General features: G+C 68.7%; 15 protein-coding genes and 1 pseudogene. 7 read left to right on the forward strand and 9 right to left on the reverse strand.

Annotation, left to right across the window (positions count from 1 at the left end; genetic code table 11):
- Positions 1-241: 241 nt before the first annotated feature.
- From gspK to gspG, 5 genes are all read right to left on the reverse strand, one after another.
- Positions 242-1,234 (reverse strand): type II secretion system minor pseudopilin GspK, encoded by a 993-nt coding sequence (gspK, locus tag PY257_RS00685; protein ID WP_275737754.1) that lies wholly within the window; start codon positions 1,232-1,234, stop codon positions 242-244.
- A complete protein-coding gene (locus PY257_RS00690; RefSeq protein ID WP_275737756.1) occupies positions 1,231-1,923 on the reverse strand; it encodes a PulJ/GspJ family protein in 693 nt (230 codons plus the stop codon). The genes gspK and PY257_RS00690 overlap by 4 nt, the downstream gene beginning before the upstream one ends.
- Positions 1,924-1,925: 2 nt before the next feature.
- A complete protein-coding gene (gene gspI / locus PY257_RS00695) occupies positions 1,926-2,390 on the reverse strand; it encodes a type II secretion system minor pseudopilin GspI (protein WP_275737758.1) in 465 nt (154 codons plus the stop codon).
- Entirely contained in the window at positions 2,387-2,866 is a 480-nt protein-coding gene (locus PY257_RS00700) for a prepilin-type N-terminal cleavage/methylation domain-containing protein (protein WP_275737760.1), read from the reverse strand. The genes gspI and PY257_RS00700 overlap by 4 nt, the downstream gene beginning before the upstream one ends.
- Positions 2,867-2,986: 120 nt before the next feature.
- The gene (gene gspG, locus PY257_RS00705; RefSeq protein WP_275737762.1) at positions 2,987-3,427 is read right to left on the reverse strand and encodes a type II secretion system major pseudopilin GspG; all 441 of its coding nucleotides are present in this window, start codon (positions 3,425-3,427) and stop codon (positions 2,987-2,989) included.
- A 54-nt stretch (positions 3,428-3,481) separates the two neighbouring features.
- On the opposite strand from gspG, the gene PY257_RS00710 reads away from it, so the two are divergent.
- Positions 3,482-3,922, forward strand: coding sequence for a type II secretion system protein N (locus PY257_RS00710; protein ID WP_275737764.1), 441 nt, complete (start codon positions 3,482-3,484; stop codon positions 3,920-3,922).
- A 23-nt stretch (positions 3,923-3,945) separates the two neighbouring features.
- On the opposite strand, the gene PY257_RS00715 is transcribed toward PY257_RS00710, so the two are convergent.
- The 3 genes from PY257_RS00715 to ilvA are packed head-to-tail and all read right to left on the reverse strand — an operon-like array spanning position 3,946 to position 6,872.
- A complete protein-coding gene (locus PY257_RS00715; protein WP_275737766.1) occupies positions 3,946-4,494 on the reverse strand; it encodes a histidine phosphatase family protein in 549 nt (182 codons plus the stop codon).
- A complete protein-coding gene (cobS, locus tag PY257_RS00720) occupies positions 4,491-5,303 on the reverse strand; it encodes an adenosylcobinamide-GDP ribazoletransferase (RefSeq protein WP_275737768.1) in 813 nt (270 codons plus the stop codon). Before cobS ends, PY257_RS00715 begins: the two co-directional genes overlap by 4 nt.
- Positions 5,304-5,324: 21 nt before the next feature.
- On the reverse strand, positions 5,325-6,872 hold the full coding sequence (gene ilvA / locus PY257_RS00725; RefSeq protein ID WP_275737770.1) for a threonine ammonia-lyase, biosynthetic: 1,548 nt from the start codon (positions 6,870-6,872) through the stop codon (positions 5,325-5,327).
- A gap of 280 nt (positions 6,873-7,152) precedes the next feature.
- Between ilvA and PY257_RS00730 the strand changes: the two genes are divergently transcribed.
- On the forward strand, positions 7,153-7,602 hold the full coding sequence (locus PY257_RS00730) for an OsmC family protein (RefSeq protein ID WP_275737772.1): 450 nt from the start codon (positions 7,153-7,155) through the stop codon (positions 7,600-7,602).
- Here the strand turns inward: PY257_RS00730 and coq7 are convergent.
- Entirely contained in the window at positions 7,599-8,216 is a 618-nt protein-coding gene (gene coq7, locus PY257_RS00735; RefSeq protein ID WP_275737773.1) for a 2-polyprenyl-3-methyl-6-methoxy-1,4-benzoquinone monooxygenase, read from the reverse strand. The two genes, PY257_RS00730 and coq7, sit on opposite strands and share 4 nt — an antisense overlap.
- Positions 8,217-8,483: 267 nt before the next feature.
- On the opposite strand from coq7, the gene PY257_RS00740 reads away from it, so the two are divergent.
- From PY257_RS00740 to PY257_RS00765, 5 genes and pseudogenes are all read left to right on the forward strand, one after another.
- Entirely contained in the window at positions 8,484-9,563 is a 1,080-nt protein-coding gene (locus PY257_RS00740; RefSeq protein ID WP_275737775.1) for a porin, read from the forward strand.
- 377 nt (positions 9,564-9,940) lie between these two features.
- Positions 9,941-11,526 (forward strand): annotated as a pseudogene (locus PY257_RS00750) (ABC transporter substrate-binding protein).
- A gap of 86 nt (positions 11,527-11,612) precedes the next feature.
- A complete protein-coding gene (locus tag PY257_RS00755) occupies positions 11,613-12,593 on the forward strand; it encodes an ABC transporter permease (protein ID WP_275737777.1) in 981 nt (326 codons plus the stop codon).
- On the forward strand, positions 12,593-13,816 hold the full coding sequence (locus tag PY257_RS00760) for a M20 aminoacylase family protein (protein ID WP_275737778.1): 1,224 nt from the start codon (positions 12,593-12,595) through the stop codon (positions 13,814-13,816). Before PY257_RS00755 ends, PY257_RS00760 begins: the two co-directional genes overlap by 1 nt.
- A gap of 31 nt (positions 13,817-13,847) precedes the next feature.
- A complete protein-coding gene (locus PY257_RS00765; RefSeq protein WP_275737780.1) occupies positions 13,848-15,428 on the forward strand; it encodes an ABC transporter substrate-binding protein in 1,581 nt (526 codons plus the stop codon).
- The last annotated feature ends 25 nt before the right edge of the window (positions 15,429-15,453 follow it).

Raw genomic sequence — 15,453 nt, forward strand, 5'->3', positions numbered from 1 at the left:
GCGCCCGCGCGGGGGCCAGCGCCACCACCTCGCCGCCCGCGCGCCCCGGCTTGGGCAGCAGCGCGGCGGGCGCGCTGGCCTGCCGCGCCACGGCCTGGCCGTCGGGGCTTTGCACGTAGGCGTAGTCCGTGGCCGCAGGGGCGCCGGGCGGGGGCAGGTGGACGATCAGGATGCTCATGCGGGATTCTCGCGGGGCATTGTACGGAGTGGGTGTGGCAGGAGGCCGGCCCCCGCGCCGCGTTCAGCGCGCCAGGATGTCGGCGTCCATGCCGCCGATGGCGCCGCGCTCGCGCCAGAGCGTGCGCACGGTGGCGCCGTCGCGGCGCAGCACCGAGCGCTCCTCCACCGCCACGCCGCCCAGCCGCAGCCGGCCCCGGGCCTCGAAGAACATCGAGGCCACGCCGAAGTCCGTGTCGGGCAGGACGGTGTCGCCGCCCACCAGCTTGCCGGCCGCGGCGAGGTTGCGGAAATGGTCGCTGCGCCGCGCCTGCACCAGCAGCTCCGCGCCCGCGCGGTCCAGGCCCGCGGCGCTGGCTTGCAGCACCTCGGCGCTGGCGGTGTTGATGTTCACGCGCGTGCGCAGCGGCAGCAGCGTGGCGTAGGGTGCCAGCGCCCGCAGCGTGGCGGGCGACAGGCCCAGCCATGTGAGCTGCTCGAACTTCTGCGGCATCAGCGGCGCGTCGGCGTCGCCGCTGGCGCTCGACTGGGCCCGCACCAGGTTGCGCGCCAGCAGTTCCAGCTCGCCTTCGGGCAGGCCGAGCTGCGCGAACAGGCGCTGGAACTGCCGCAGCGCGGCGTCCTGGCGCTGGCCGCCGTCGGCGATGTTGTAGACGTTCATGCGCGACTGCAGGTCGATCATGCGGCCCGAGAGGAACGTGTCCTGCGCGGCATCGCCCGCGTCGGCGCTGGCGGTGCCGCCGGCATCGGCGGCCAGGAAGGTGGACAGACGCGCCTCCTGCAGCGGCACGGCCCAGGGCTCGTCGAGGTGGTCGATGCCGCTCGCGCGCGCGTCCTCGCGCAGGATCACGCGCGACCAGTCGACCGCGCCCACCAGGATCCAGCCGGCCTGCACGCGCGCGCGCTCGGCGGTTTCCACCTCCACGCCGCGCCACTGGCGCCACAGCGCCGCGGAGGCGAAGGTGGCAACCAGCGTGACGGTGAGCATGGCCAGCAGCAGGGCAGCGCCGCGGCAGCGGTTGCGGCGCAGCGGCGGGGCGGTCTTTTGCGCGTTCATGACGGCTTGTTGGGGTTGCTGCCCTGCTGCGCCCAGTCGCGCACGATGCGCCCCGTGGCGGCCTGGCCCGGCGGCAGCACCAGCACCAGGCGCACGCCCTCGGGTGCGGTGGCGCTGGCGTTCGGGGCGGCGCTGGCGTCGGCGCCGGCATCGGTGCCCGCGCTGGACTGCGGGTTGGTCCAGGCGTTGCCGCGGAAGTAGAAGACCTGCCAGTCGTCGAGCGGCAGCACCGGCACCTCGGCGCCCCGCTCGGCATCGCCCGGGTTCTGGGCCCAGGCGGCGGCCTGCTGCCAGGCCTGCTGCCAGGCGCCGCGCGTGGTGAGCGGCGGCGACTGCCAGCGCAGCCATTCGCCGCTGCCGCCCACGCCGCGCCGCGTCCAGGCCGCGACGACCAGGCCGGTATCGGGCACGGCGCTGCTGCGCCGCGTGATGCGCAGCGCGCGCCCGTCCCAGTCGATGGGCACGGTGTGCGGCACGCTCGCCATGGCGTCCAGGTCCGCGCCCCATTGGCCCAGGCCGGCCTGCAGGGCCAGGGCGGCGTCGGTATGGCGCTGCACCACCTCCTGCGTGCGCGCCATGCCGTCGAGCGCGCGCCAGCCCAGCATGGCGATCAGCGCCATCACGCCGAGCGCGACCAGCAGCTCGACCAGTGTGAAGCCGTGTTGCGTGCGCGGGGCGGTTGCGCGCATGGCTAGTACTTGCTCACGATGGTGGACAGCCTGAGCACCGGCAGTTCGCCTTCGCGCACCTGCGCATCCACGCGGCGGAAGCTCGGGTTGAGCGTGGGGCGCACGCTCAGTGCCACGCTGAAATTGCGCCCGCCCTGCCCGCAGTCGAGGGTGCTGTCGCCCACGCCGGGCATTTCGGCGGCCAGGCGCACGCGGGCCAGCTCGTTCTCGGCGCAGACCTGGGCCAGCAGTACGCTGCTCTGGCGCTCGGCGTTGGCGGTCAGGGCGCCGGTGGCGCGCAGGCCGGCCATGAGCGCGATGGCGACGATGCCCAGCGCCACCAGCACCTCCACCAAGGTGAAGCCGTTGCGCCGCCGGGCCGCCCCAAGGCGGAACGCGGCCCCTTGCACCAGCGAAGCGCAGGGCCAGCCTGCGCCTGGGGGCAGGGAGCTGCACGCAGTGAGCGACCGTGGGGGCCACGTTCTCATGGCTGTACGGCGAAGGGCCGCAGCCCGTCGGTGGCCACGCGCAGCACGCGGTCCGGCTGGCGCGCGCTGACCAGCAGCACCTGCTGCGCGCCGATCAGCGGTTCGGGCCCGAGCACCAGGGTGCCGTTGCCGGGCCCGGCAACGCCGGTGGATGCGTCGAGCCAGCCGGCGGGCAGCGTGCCGGGCGGCAGGCCGTCGAAACGGAAGCCGCCGGCCACGGGCACCCAGCGCACCGCGATGCCGCTGGCGCGCGACTGCGCCCGCGCGGCTTCGAGCAGCGCGGCCAGCCGGTCGGCCTCGCGGTCGAGCCCGCCCTGGCTGCCGTCGCGCAGCGCCAGCCCGACGCCCGCGCTGGCGAAGGCGATGATGGCGATGACGACCAGCAGCTCGATGAGCGTGAAGCCGCGGACGCTACGTTTTTCATAGCTGCCACCGCACGTGTTTCGCCGGTTTCCATATGAAAACCACTGGAACATGGCGTTCAAACTGCGGTGGAAGCTATGGTTTAAGGAGCGCAGTGCGCAAAGCGGGCAAGCATGGAAGCCTGCCCCGCTGCCGGGCCGCGAACCCCGCGCAGTGGGGAGCGTGGGGGTTTTTCATTGCCAGCTACCGATGTCCGCGTCCTTGCCTTCGCCGCCCGATTGGCCGTCGGCGCCGAAGGACATCACGTCCACCTCACCCTTCACGCCGGGGTTCAGGTACTGGTACGGGCGGCCCCAGGGGTCGCTCGGCAGCTTCTCGACGTAGGGGCGCCAGTTGGGCGGCACCGGCTGCGCGGTGGGGCGGGCGATGAGCGCCTGCAGGCCCTGTTCGCCGGTGGGGTAGCGCTGGTTGTCCAGGCGGTAGAGCTTGAGCGCCTGCATGAGGTTGTTGACATCGGTGCGCGCGGCGGTGGCGCGGGCGTCGTCGGCGCGGTCGAGCACGTTGGGCACGATCAGCGCGGCCAGCACGCCGATGATGACCAGCACGACCATCAGTTCGATCAGGGTGAAGCCGGCCTGGACGCGGCGGCGCGGGGAAGGGACGGTAGAGGTCATCGCAGTCGAAAAGGAGCGGGGTGGGGCAGCGGAGCCGTCCATCATAATCGCCGCATGGTGACGACTTTGCAAAGCCGCTGGGTGGTGGGAACGGGCACGTTCGCGGTGTGGGCGCTGGCCGCCGCGAGCGCCGTGTACTGGGGGCTGCGCATGGCACCCGCGGACACGGGCATGGCACCGCCGCCGCCGCCCGCCGCTGCCGCGCAGCCCGATGCGCAGGCGCTGGCCCGCCTGCTCGGCGCGGGCCCGCAGGCCGCCGCGCCCCAGCCAGGGCTGGCGAGCCGGCTGGCGCTGGTGGGCGTGCTGGCGGGCCGCTCCAGCGGCGGCGCGGCGCTGATCGCCATCGACGGCAAGCCGGCCCGCCCGTTTCGCGTGGGCACGGCGGTGGTCGACGGGATGGTGCTGCAGTCGGTTTCCACGCGCCAGGCGCGGCTGGGGCCGGACGCGGCGGGGCCGGCGGCGCTGACGCTGGAGATGCCGGCGCGGTTCAAGTAGTAGTCGCAGCGCGGTCCCGGAGTTCAAGCCAACATTTCCCAGGTGCCGAAGGCCGGCGCCGCCACGGGCCAGTCGCCGGCCTGTCGCACCTCGCGTCTGCCTGCCGCCCGCAGCGCCACGGCGCGCGCCACGCCGGCATGGGTGATCCACAGCATTTCGCCGCCAGCCGCGCGGTCATGGGCATCGTCGCAGGCCGCGTTCACGCGCGCCAGCAAGGCCGCCACTGTCTCGCCGCCGCCCGGCGCGTGGTGGGCGAAGCGCGCGGTCCAGGCGTCGATCTCCGCGCGGGCGATGCCGCTCCAGGGCCGGCCCTCCCAGGCGCCGAAGTCCATCTCCACGAGCCGCGCGTCGGCCTTGCAGGCCACATCGGGCCGCAGCGCTTGCAGCGCCTGCGCAAGCTGCTCGCATCTGCGTAGCGGCGAGAACCAGGCGGGCACGCCCGCGGGCAGCGCGGCAGCGAGCGCCTGCGCGGCCTCGCGCGTGGCCTGCGGGTCGGCGGGCACATCGAGCCGGCCGTAGCAGATGCCCGTGTCGAGCAGGGGCCGCGCGTGGCGGGCGAGCCAGAGCTTCACCGCCCCGGCAGCGCCAGCGCGGCACCGAGGTAGAAGGCGATCTCGCAGACCTGCTGCGTGGCGCCCAGGCAGTCCCCCGTGAAACCGCCCAGGCGCCGCACGAACAGCCGCCGCAGCCACAGCAGCGCGATGCCGCTGGTGATCGCGGGCACTATCAAAAACATAGCTGCCACCGCAGGTAATACAAGCGCTGCGAGCGGAAAACACCATAAGAGAGCCACGCCGAGCGCGGGCCCGGAGATGCCGTCGGCCAGCGGCTTGCTCTTGGAGCGCGCGCTGTCGCCCACGTGCGCCAGCGTGCGCATGAGCAGCAGCGGCCAGAAGCGCGAGAGCACGTGCGCGCCCGCCAGCGCCACCAGCGCCGGCCCGGCGCCGTGCGCGCCCAGCGCGGCCAGCAGCGCCACCTTGGCCAGCAGCGCCAGCGCCAGCGCCATGGCGCCGAACGCGCCGATGCGCGAGTCCTTCATGATCTCCAGGGCCCGGTCGCGGTCGGCGCTGCCGCCCAGGCCGTCGGCCACGTCGGCCAGGCCGTCCTCATGAAAGCCGCCGGTCAGCAGCACGGTGGCGATGGTGCAGGCCACCGCCGCCGCCAGCGGCGCGAACGGGTTGCCGGCCAGGCCCCGGTGCAGCGCGAAGTAGGCCGCGCCCGCCGCCGCCGCGGCGAGCCAGCCGATGGAGGGGAAGTGCGCCGCGCTGGCGCGCAACTGCGCCGGGCCGTAGCCGACCCAGGCGCCGAGCCGGCCCGCGACCGGCACGCGCGTGAAGAACTGCAGCGCGGTGAGCCAGTGGCGTGCGAAGCGGGTCAGCACGGGCGCTTCTCCGCTGGTGCGTCAGCTTTGCAGGAACAGCCGGTACGCGGGGTTCCCCGTTTCCTCCACGTAGGGGTAGCCCAGCGTGTCGAGAAACTGCTTGAACGCCTTGTTGTCGGCCTGCGGCACCTGCATGCCCACCAGCGTGCGGCCGTAGTCGGCGCCCTGGTTGCGGTAGTGGAACAGGCTGATGTTCCAGTTGGGCCGCATCAGGCTCAGGAACTTCAGCAGCGCGCCGGGGCGCTCGGGGAAGACGAACTGCAGCAGCCGTTCGTGCTGCGCCAGTGCGGAGTGGCCGCCGACCATGTGGCGCAGGTGCTCCTTGGCGAGGTCGTCATGCGTGAGGTCCAGCGCCTGGAAGCCCTTGCGCGCGAAGTTGGCGGCGATCCTGGCCGACTCGCCGGGGCCGGAGATGCTCAGGCCCACGAACACGTGGGCGTTCTTCGCATCGCTGATGCGGTAGTTGAACTCGGTCACGTTGTGCGGACCGCCGGGCAGCGAGCCCACGGTCTCGCAGAAGCGGCGGAAGCTGCCGCGCGCCTCGGGGATGGTGACGGCGAACAGCGCCTCGCGCTCCTCGCCCACCAGCGCGCGCTCGGCCACGAAGCGCAGGCGGTCGAAGTTCATGTTGGCACCGCAGAGGATGGCAACGTAGGTCTGGCCCTTCGTCTTGTGGCGCGCCACGTACTGCTTGATGGCGGCCACGGCCATGGCGCCGGCGGGCTCGACGATGCTGCGGGTGTCGACGAACACGTCCTTGATGGCGGCGCACACGGCGTCGGTATCGACGCGGATGTATTCATCGACCAGGCCGCGGGCGATGCGGAAGGTCTCCTCGCCCACCAGCTTGACGGCGGTGCCGTCGGAGAACAGCCCCACGTCGGGCAGCGTGACGCGCTTGCGGGCGGCGACCGAGCGCGCCATGGCGTCGGAGTCGTCCATCTGCACGCCGATCACCCTCACCTCGGGCCGCACGGCCTTGACGTAGTTGGCCACGCCCGACACCAGCCCGCCGCCGCCGATGGCGACGAACACCGCGTCCAGCGGGCCCTGGTGCTGGCGCAGGATTTCCATGGCGATGGTGCCCTGGCCGGCGATCACGTCGGGGTCGTCGAAGGGGTGGATGAAGGTCAGGCCCTGCTTCTTCTCCAGCGCGGCGGCGTGGGTGTAGGCGTCGGAATAGCTCTCGCCCGCCAGCACCACCTCGCCGCCCAGGGCCTTGACGGCGTCCACCTTGAGCTGCGGCGTGGTGGTGGGCATGACGATGACGGCGCGCGTGCCCAGGCGGCTGGCGCTCAGCGCCACGCCTTGCGCGTGGTTGCCCGCCGAGGCGCAGATCACGCCCTTCCTGAGCTGCTGCGGCGTGAGCCTGGACATCTTGTTGTAGGCGCCGCGCAGCTTGAAGCTGAACACGGGCTGCTGGTCCTCGCGCTTGAGCAGCACCTTGTTGTGCAGGCGCCGGCCCAGGGTGCGTGCGGCTTCGAGAGGGGATTCGACGGCCACGTCGTATACGCGGGCGGTCAGGATGCGCTGGAGGTAGTCTGCGGGGGAGAGGTGCTTCTTGGTCATTGTGCTCGGATGTTCTCGCAGCCCGGCGCACGCGGCGCGGCGGGCTGGCGCATCATAGGCGCTCCAAGAAAAAAGCCCCGAGTCGTGAGACTCGGGGCTAAATCCACCAAAGGAGGAGGTGGAGGAGACAACCGGTGCATGAGGCGTTTGCCGCATGCGATAGGCCGTATTCTATCGAGTGCATGCTGCATTGCAACAAGCAACGGTTCGAAGTGTTGCAAAATTGGCAATATCAGTTTGATTTATAGGCCATTAGAAAAGTCTGAAAGTAGAGGTGCGCATGGAATGCACGGTAAGTTGGACGGGGAACGCGGGCACGCGCTCGGGCATGGGTTTCGTGGCGGAAACCGGCAGTGGCCATGTACTGGCGATGGACGGCGCGCCCGATGCCGAGCGGCCCGGGAACGGCGGCCAGAACCTGGCGCCGCGCCCCATGGAGACGGTGCTGGCCGGCACGGGCGGCTGCACCGCCTACGACGTGGTGCTGATCCTCAAGCGCGGGCGCCACGACGTGCGCGGCTGTTCGGTGCGCCTGACCTCGGAGCGCGCGCCTGCCGACCCCAAGGTGTTCACGAAGATCCACATGCACTTCACCGTCACGGGCAAGGACGTGCCCACGTCGGCGGTGGCGCGGGCCGTGGCCATGAGCCACGAGAAGTACTGCTCGGCCACCATCATGCTGGAGAAGACCGCCGAGATCACCACCAGCTTCGAGGTGCTGGACGCTTAGATGTAATGCGCCGTCGCGGTCATGGCCCTGGCCGCGGCGCGCATCAGCATCCGTACCGGGCGCGGCAACTCCACTGCGCCGGCCGCGCGTGCGTCCGCCGCGTGGCGCTCCTCGTCGGTTCTCATCTGCGCCACGATGGCACGGGAGGCCTGGTCGTTCACCGGCAGCCGGCCCAGGTGGCCCTGCAGGTGCTCGGATACCTGGCGCTCGGTTTCGGCGACGAAGCCCAGGCTCACGCGGTCGCTCACCTTGCCGGCCACGGCGCCCAGGGTGAAGGCGCCGGCGTACCAGAGCGGGTTCAGGAGGCTGGGGCGCGCCTGCAGTTGGCCGAGCCGCTGGCGCGTCCAGGCCAGGTGGTCGGCTTCTTCCTTGGCGGCGCGCAGCAGGTGGGTGCGCAGCGCGGGGTCGCGCGTCACGCTTGCCTGGCCCGTATAGAGCGCCTGCGCGCAGACTTCGCCCACGTGGTTCACGCGCATGAGGGCGGCGGACAACTGGCGCTGGCGCTCGTCGAGTGGCGCAGCATCCGACGCGCCTGCCGGCGTGGGGCGCGCTGGCCGGGGTTCGGCAAACAGCGTGCGCAGCGCGGAATCGGCGGCAGACAGCAAGCGGTCCATGGCTATTTCTCCTGATGGGCGCCAAGTGTAAGCCGCCATAAATTGCACCAGAGTGGTGCTGCTTTGAGAGGGTGCATTCAACGTTGCACCACAACAACGAAACAATGCTTTTCTGTTCATCAGAGAAGCAAATTCTTTGCGCATCGCCTTGGCGTCTGTTGCAATGTGCATAGCTTCCATAAAGGAAGTTGGCGCGGCACCTTGGCGGACCTGACGATAAAGAGCCCCCAAGCCGGCGCCCGATGTTCAACCTTGGAGAAACTCGCAATGAAAAAATCCCTAATCGCCTTGGCTGTGCTGGCCGCATCCGGCGCCGCCATGGCCCAGTCGTCCGTCACGGTGTTCGGTGTGGTCGATGAGGCCGTTCAACATGTGTCCAACAGCGGCGCCGGCAACTCTGTCACCCGCCTGGTGAGTGGCGGCCTCAGTACCAGCCGCATTGGTTTCCGCGGCGTGGAAGATCTTGGCGGTGGCTTGAAGGCTGGTTTCTGGCTGGAAGCCGGCATCGCTGCTGACACGGGCGAAGGTAACGTCAGCGGCGGCGCCGGATCGGGCTTGGAATTCAAGCGCCGTGCCACGGTCAGCCTGCTGGGCAACTTTGGTGAAGTGCGCCTGGGCCGTGACTTTCTGGCCAGCTACAACACGTTGAGCTCCTATGATCCGTTCGGCGATAACGGCATTGGCGCCATCGGCTTCATCTACAACAGGGCCAATCCGACGGGCTCCACCTCGGGCAATGGCACCTTCGAAAACCGCAAGGGCAACACGATTGCCTACTTCCTGCCGTCGAACCTGGGTGGTTTCTTCGGCCAGGCGCAAATCATCATGGGTGAACAAACCACTGGTCCCAAGGGCAACGGTTTCAGCATTGCCGGCGGCTATGCCAATGGTCCTCTGAGTGTCAGCGGCGGCTACACCAAGCTCTACGAAGGCCATGCCCCGACCAACAAGACCGTTGGCAATACCGCGGATGCCGATTCGTACAACATCGGCGCCAGCTATGACTTCGGCGTCGCCAAGGCAATGTTCGTGTGGAATGAAGAAAAGCTCAAGGTTCCGACCGAAGTCAAGTTCTCCAGCTACCTGGTCGGCCTGACCGCTCCCGTGGGCAATGGCGTGGCGAAGATCTCGTACCAAGACCTGGACAACAAGACTTCTGGTTTTAACGGCAACGACGCCTCGAAGTTTTCCGTGGGCTATGTCTACAACCTGTCCAAGCGCACGGCCTTGTATGGCACGGTTGCCCACATCAGCAACGATGGCGGGGCTGCCATCTCTTTGGCTGGTACGGCAGCCGCTGGCAAGAACAGCACCGGCTACGAGTTCGGTCTGCGTCACTCCTTCTGATGCGCGCCAGGCATTCGCCTGGTTTGCATGAGATGCAAAAGCCAGCCAGAAATGGCTGGCTTTTTTCATCGGTGCGCCCCAAGATGAAAAGCGGCCCCCTCGGGGGGCAGCGACCCGCGCAGCGGCGGAGCGTGGGGGCCACATTTTTCATCGCCGGGCCGCCCCAAGATGAAAAGCGGCCCCCTCGGGGGGCAGCGACCCGCGCAGCGGCGGAGCGTGGGGACTACATTTTCATCGCGTGAAGCAGCCACGCACATGCCGCACGGCATGTGCCGCCGCAGGAACCGCCTGCGCAAACTTTTATCCCTGTGCAGGCACCGGAGCCTTTGACGCCTTGCATGCCGTTGCTGCATAGTGCCTCCATTGGGGAGAACGCCATGCGCATGCGCGCGTTTTTGCAAGCCTTGTTGATGATCGTTGTGCTCGCCGGCATGTCGCTGGCCCAGGCCAGAACGCTCACGTGGACCGCGGCCAGCGACATTCCGTCGCTCGACATCCATGCGCAGATCAGCGCGCTCGGTAGCGGCGTCCACGCGGCCATCTATCCATCTATGAGTCGCTGGTCTATTACGACAGCCGGACGTTCAAGCCCGAGCCGCAATTGGCCACGCGCTGGGATGAGGTGTCGCCCACGCAGATACGCTTTACGCTGCGGCCCGGTGCGCTGTTCAGCGATGGTTCGCCGGTCACCGCGGACGACGTGGTGTTCTCGCTCAACCGCGCCATGGCCCGGACATCCACCTATGCCATCTACACCCAGGGCATAGACCGCGTGGCCGCCGTGGATGCCGCTACGGTGGATATCTTCCTCAAGGGCCCCAGCCCGGTGTTGCTCAATCAGTTGACGGAACTGCGCGTCATGAGCCGCGCCTGGGCCGAAAGGCACAAGGCAGTGCAGCCCAAGGACATGCAGTCGTCCGGCGGGCACTATGCCCACCGAAACGCCATGGGCAGCGGCCCTTTCATGGTCAAGGAATGGGCGAGGGGCCAGCGCTTGGTGCTCGTGCGCAACCCGCGCTGGAGCGGGGGGCCGCTGGAAACCAACGTGACCGAGATCGTCTTCCTGCCGGTCAAGGAGGCAAGTGCCCGCATCGCCGCGCTGCTGTCGGGCCGGGTGGACCTGGTGCTCGACCCGCAGCCGCAGGATCTGGCCAGCGTGCGCGGCGATGCGGCGCTCAAGGTCATCGACGGCATCGAGAACCGCACCATCTTCCTGGGCATGGACCAATACCGCGACGAACTGCCCGGCACCAAGGGCGCCAATCCCTTGAAGGACTTGCGTGTGCGCCGTGCGCTCTACCAGGCCATCGACGTCCAGGGTCTCGTGCGCGGCACCATGCGGGGCCTGGGTCAGATCACGGGCGCGCTTGTGGCGCCGCAGGTCAACGGCTGGAGCGAGGAAGTGCACCGCCGCCCGCCCTATGCACCTGACGCCGCGCGCAGGCTGCTGGCCGATGCGGGGTATCCGGATGGCTTCACGGTCGATTTCGCCTGCCCCAAGAATCGCTACGTCAACGATGCGGAGGTATGCCGCGCCATCACCGCCATGTGGGCCCAGGTTGGCGTGCACGCCAGGTTGCGCACGCTGCCCTTCGTCGCCTACATGCAAGTGCTGCAACGCTACCAGGCCGAGGTCTATTTGCTGGGCTGGGGCGTGCCCACCTTCGATGCGCTCTACACCCTGCAGTCGCTGGTGCGCACCGTGGGCGCGGGCGGCGACGGCAACTTCAACGCGGGCCGCTACAGCAACCCGCGCATGGACTCTCTGGTGGACCGGGCCAAGACCGAATCCGACCGTCAAGTCCGCACACGGCTGCTGACCGAGGCGCTGCAACTGCAAAACGACACCGTGGCCCACATCCCGCTCTACAACCAGCTCATCCCCTGGGCCATGAAGAAGAACGTCGATGTCATCCACCGGGCCGATAACCGCATCGACTGGCGCCGGGTGCAGATCCACTGAAACACCCGCATCCATGACAGGCGGCTCTGAGAGTCCCGGCATGCGACTTGCTCTGCTAGCATGGCCTCTTTGCGGCTGAACACTTGATGCTGGCATTCCTACTGCGTCGGCTTGTGCAAGCGGTGATCGTCATGGTTGCCGTCGCGCTGATCGCGTTCCTGCTTTTCCAGTACGTGGGCGACCCGGTCGTGTTCCTGCTGGGGCAGGACGCTGCGCCGCAGCAGATACAGGCGCTGCGCGCCGACCTGGGGCTCGACAAGCCGTTCTTCGTGCAGTTCGGGCACTTCCTTGCCAATGCCGCGCAGGGCGAGTTCGGTCTGAGCCTGCGCCAGGGGGCCAAGGTGTCGCGCCTGCTGGCCGAACGCTTTCCCGCCACGGTCGAACTGGCGCTGGTCGCCGCCATCATGGCCGTGGCGCTGGGCGTGCCCATGGGTGTATACGCGGCCCTCAGACGCGGCAGCGCCATGGCGCAGGTGTTCATGACCGCATCGCTGATGGGCGTGTCGCTGCCCACCTTCCTCATCGGCATCCTGCTGATCCTCGTGTTCGCGGTGCACCTGGGCTGGTTCCCGAGCTTCGGGCGCGGCGAGGTGGTGCCGCTGGGCTGGTGGCGCACGGGGCTGCTCACCGCCGATGGCTGGATGCATGTCGTGCTGCCAGCGGTGACGCTGGCGGTATTTCAACTCACACTCATCATGCGCCTCGTGCGCGCGGAGATGCTGGAGGTGCTGCGCACCGACTACATCAAGTTCGCCCGTGCCCGCGGCTTGCACGAGCGCACCATCTACTTCGGCCATGCGCTGAAGAACACGCTGGTACCGGTCATGACCATCACCGGTCTGCAGCTCGGCGGCCTGATCGCCTTCGCCATCATCACCGAGACCGTGTTCCAGTGGCCCGGCATGGGCCTCCTGTTCATCCAGGCCGTCACCTTCGCCGATATCCCGGTCATGGCGGCCTACCTGTGCCTGATCGCGCTGATCTTCGTCGCGATCAACCTCGTCGTCGACTTGCTGTACTTCGCGGTAGACCCACGGCTGAGGCTGTCGCGCACCGGAGGCCATTGATGCAGGCAGCCGCCTTCCGCTACAGGGCCAGCGGGCCCGCGTTCGCGCAGATCGCGCAGTTCCATCCAGAACTCACTGCGCTGCGGCGCGATCTGCATGCCCACCCCGAACTTGGCTTCGAGGAGCACTACACCGCCCGCCGCGTGCGCGAGGCGCTGCTCGCCGCTGGCGTGGACGAGGTCCACGACGGCCTGGGCCGCACCGGCGTCGTCGCCGTCATCCGCGGGCGCAGCACGGCCAGCGGCCGCATGACCGGCCTGCGTGCCGACATGGACGCGCTGCCCATGGCTGAGCACAACGACTTTCCCTGGAAGTCCGCCACGCACGGGCTCATGCACGGCTGCGGCCACGACGGCCACGTCGCCATGCTGCTGGGCGCCGCTCGCTACTTGGCCGCTACGCGCCGCTTCGACGGCACGGCGGTGCTGGTCTTCCAGCCCGGCGAGGAGGGTTTTGCGGGCGCGCGCGTGATGATCGAGGACGGTCTGTTCGACCGCTTTCCCGTCGATGCCATCTATGCCATGCACAACTGGCCCGCCATGAAGCCCGGTATGGTCGGCATCAACCCCGGCCCCATGATGGCCGCCGCCGACCGCATCACCATCGACATCACGGGCCGCGGCGGCCACGGCGCCCATCCGTACCAGACGGTGGACACGGTGCTCGTGGCGGGCCACATCATCACTGCCGTGCAGAGCATCGTCTCGCGCAACGTGCGCGCCATCGACAGCGCCACCATCAGCATCTGCGCCATGCAGGCCGGCGACCTGGGCGCCATGAGCGTGCTGCCCGGCAAGGCCACTCTCGTGGGCACCGTGCGCACTTTCGCCCCCGACGTGCAGGAACTGGTCGAGCGCCGCCTGTCCGAGCTCTGCGGCGCCGTGGCGCTGGGCTTCGGCGCCACGGCCAGCGTGAACTACGAGCACATCTACCCCGCCACCCTGAATTCCGAACGCGAGTCCCTGTTCGCGGGCGACGTGGCCGAGTCCATCGTCGGCCCCGAGCAGGTGGTGCGCGACATGGAGCCCAGTATGGGCGCCGAGGACTTCTCCTTCATGCTGCAGATCAAGCCCGGTGCCTACCTGCGCATCGGCCAGGGCGCCGGCAACAGCCTGCTGCACAACAGCCGCTACGATTTCAACGACGATATCCTGCCATTGGGCGCGGCGCTGCACGCGGGCCTGGTGGAACAGGCCATGCCCATGCAGCCCGTTTCCGATTGATTTCCACCCACCCTTTCCGAAGGAGCCCGCCATGCATCCCAAGAAGACATTGCTCGCCGCCGTTGCCGCCTGCGCACTGGCAGCGGCGTGCTTGCCGGCCCAGGCCCAGACGGTGCGCATTGCCAACCAGGGCGACGCTCTTTCCATGGACCCGCACTCGCTCAACGAGTCGCTGCAGCTCAGCATCACCGGCAATGTCTACGAGCCGCTCGTGGGCCGCAACAAGGACCTGAGCCTCGCGCCCGCGCTCGCCACGGGCTGGAAGCAGACATCGCCCACCGTCTGGCGCTTCGAACTGCGCAAAGGCGTGCAGTTCCACGACGGCACGCCGTTCACGGCCGACGACGTGCTGTTCACTTTCGCGCGCATCGCGGGCGAGGGCTCGGACATGCAGAGCTATGCCAACGACATCAAGGAGGTGCGCAAGGTGGGCGGCTACGCGGTCGAGATCGAGACCAAGGGGCCGTTCCCCATCCTGCCCGATGTCCTCTCGCAGGTGCTCATCATGAGCAGGAAGTGGTGCGAGGCCAACAACGCCACCAAGCCCGTGGACCGCCGCAAGGGCATCGAGAACACCGCCTCGTTCAAGGCCAACGGCACTGGCCCGTACCGTCTGCGCGAGCGCCAGCCCAACGTGCGCACGGCCTTCGTGCGCAACGGCAACTACTGGGGCAAGATCGAGGGCAACGCGCAGGAGGTGGTGTTCACCCCCATCGCCAACGCCGCCACGCGCGTGGCGGCGCTCGTCTCGGGCGAGGTGGATGTGATGGAGCCCGTGCCGGTGCAAGACATCGCGCGCATCAACGCCAGCCCCAACGCGCGCGTCATTACCGGGCCGGAGCTGCGCACCATCTTCCTCGGCATGGACCAGAAGCGCGACGAACTGCTGTATTCCAGCGTCAAGGGCAAGAACCCGTTCAAGGACAAGCGCGTGCGCCAGGCCTTCTACCAGGCCATCGACATGAATGGCATCCAGCGCACCGTGATGCGCGGGGCATCGCGCCCCACGGCGCTCATGGTGGGTCCTGGCATCAATGGCTGGACGGCCGAGCAGGACAAGCGCCTGCCCTACGACCCCGAGGCCGCCCGCAAGCTCATGGCCGAGGCCGGCTATCCCAACGGCTTCGAGGTGGCGATGAACTGCCCCAACGACCGCTATGTCAACGACGGCCAGATTTGCCAGGCCGTGGCCGCCAACCTCGCGCGCATCGGGGTCAAAATCAACCTGCAGGCCGAGACCAAGGGCACCTACTTCCCCAAGATCCTGCGCCGCGACACCAGCTTCTACCTGCTGGGCTGGACGCCCTCCACCTACGACGCGCACAACGCGCTGAATGCCCTGATGCGCTGCGCGGACGACAAGGGCGCGGGCCAGTTCAACCTCGGGGCCTACTGCAACCCCAAGGTGGACGAGCTGACGTTGCAAATCCAGGCCGAAACCGATAAGACCAAGCGCGACGCCATGATCCGGCAAGCCTTCGCCATCCACGCCGAGGACATCGGCCACCTGCCGCTGCACCAGCAGTCGCTGGCCTGGGGCGTTTCCAAGAAGGTCGAACTGGTACAGCTCGCCGACAACTACATGCCCTTCAAGTGGATGAGCATCAAATGACCACCCCGTTGCCCGGATGCCGCGC

The sequence above is a fragment of the Curvibacter soli genome (genome assembly GCF_029211125.1).
Classification (GTDB): domain Bacteria; phylum Pseudomonadota; class Gammaproteobacteria; order Burkholderiales; family Burkholderiaceae_C; genus Curvibacter_A; species Curvibacter_A soli.

Coding starts and splice junctions, on each gene's coding strand:
- gspK (WP_275737754.1), bottom strand. CDS start 1,234: ATGAACGCGCAAAAGACCGCCCCGCCGCTGCGCCGCAACCGCTGCCGC.
- PY257_RS00690 (WP_275737756.1), bottom strand. CDS start 1,923: ATGCGCGCAACCGCCCCGCGCACGCAACACGGCTTCACACTGGTCGAG.
- gspI (WP_275737758.1), bottom strand. CDS start 2,390: ATGAGAACGTGGCCCCCACGGTCGCTCACTGCGTGCAGCTCCCTGCCC.
- PY257_RS00700 (WP_275737760.1), bottom strand. CDS start 2,866: ATGTTCCAGTGGTTTTCATATGGAAACCGGCGAAACACGTGCGGTGGC.
- gspG (WP_275737762.1), bottom strand. CDS start 3,427: ATGACCTCTACCGTCCCTTCCCCGCGCCGCCGCGTCCAGGCCGGCTTC.
- PY257_RS00710 (WP_275737764.1), top strand. CDS start 3,482: ATGGTGACGACTTTGCAAAGCCGCTGGGTGGTGGGAACGGGCACGTTC.
- ilvA (WP_275737770.1), bottom strand. CDS start 6,872: ATGACCAAGAAGCACCTCTCCCCCGCAGACTACCTCCAGCGCATCCTG.
- PY257_RS00730 (WP_275737772.1), top strand. CDS start 7,153: ATGGAATGCACGGTAAGTTGGACGGGGAACGCGGGCACGCGCTCGGGC.
- coq7 (WP_275737773.1), bottom strand. CDS start 8,216: ATGGACCGCTTGCTGTCTGCCGCCGATTCCGCGCTGCGCACGCTGTTT.
- PY257_RS00740 (WP_275737775.1), top strand. CDS start 8,484: ATGAAAAAATCCCTAATCGCCTTGGCTGTGCTGGCCGCATCCGGCGCC.
- PY257_RS00755 (WP_275737777.1), top strand. CDS start 11,613: ATGCTGGCATTCCTACTGCGTCGGCTTGTGCAAGCGGTGATCGTCATG.
- PY257_RS00760 (WP_275737778.1), top strand. CDS start 12,593: ATGCAGGCAGCCGCCTTCCGCTACAGGGCCAGCGGGCCCGCGTTCGCG.
- PY257_RS00765 (WP_275737780.1), top strand. CDS start 13,848: ATGCATCCCAAGAAGACATTGCTCGCCGCCGTTGCCGCCTGCGCACTG.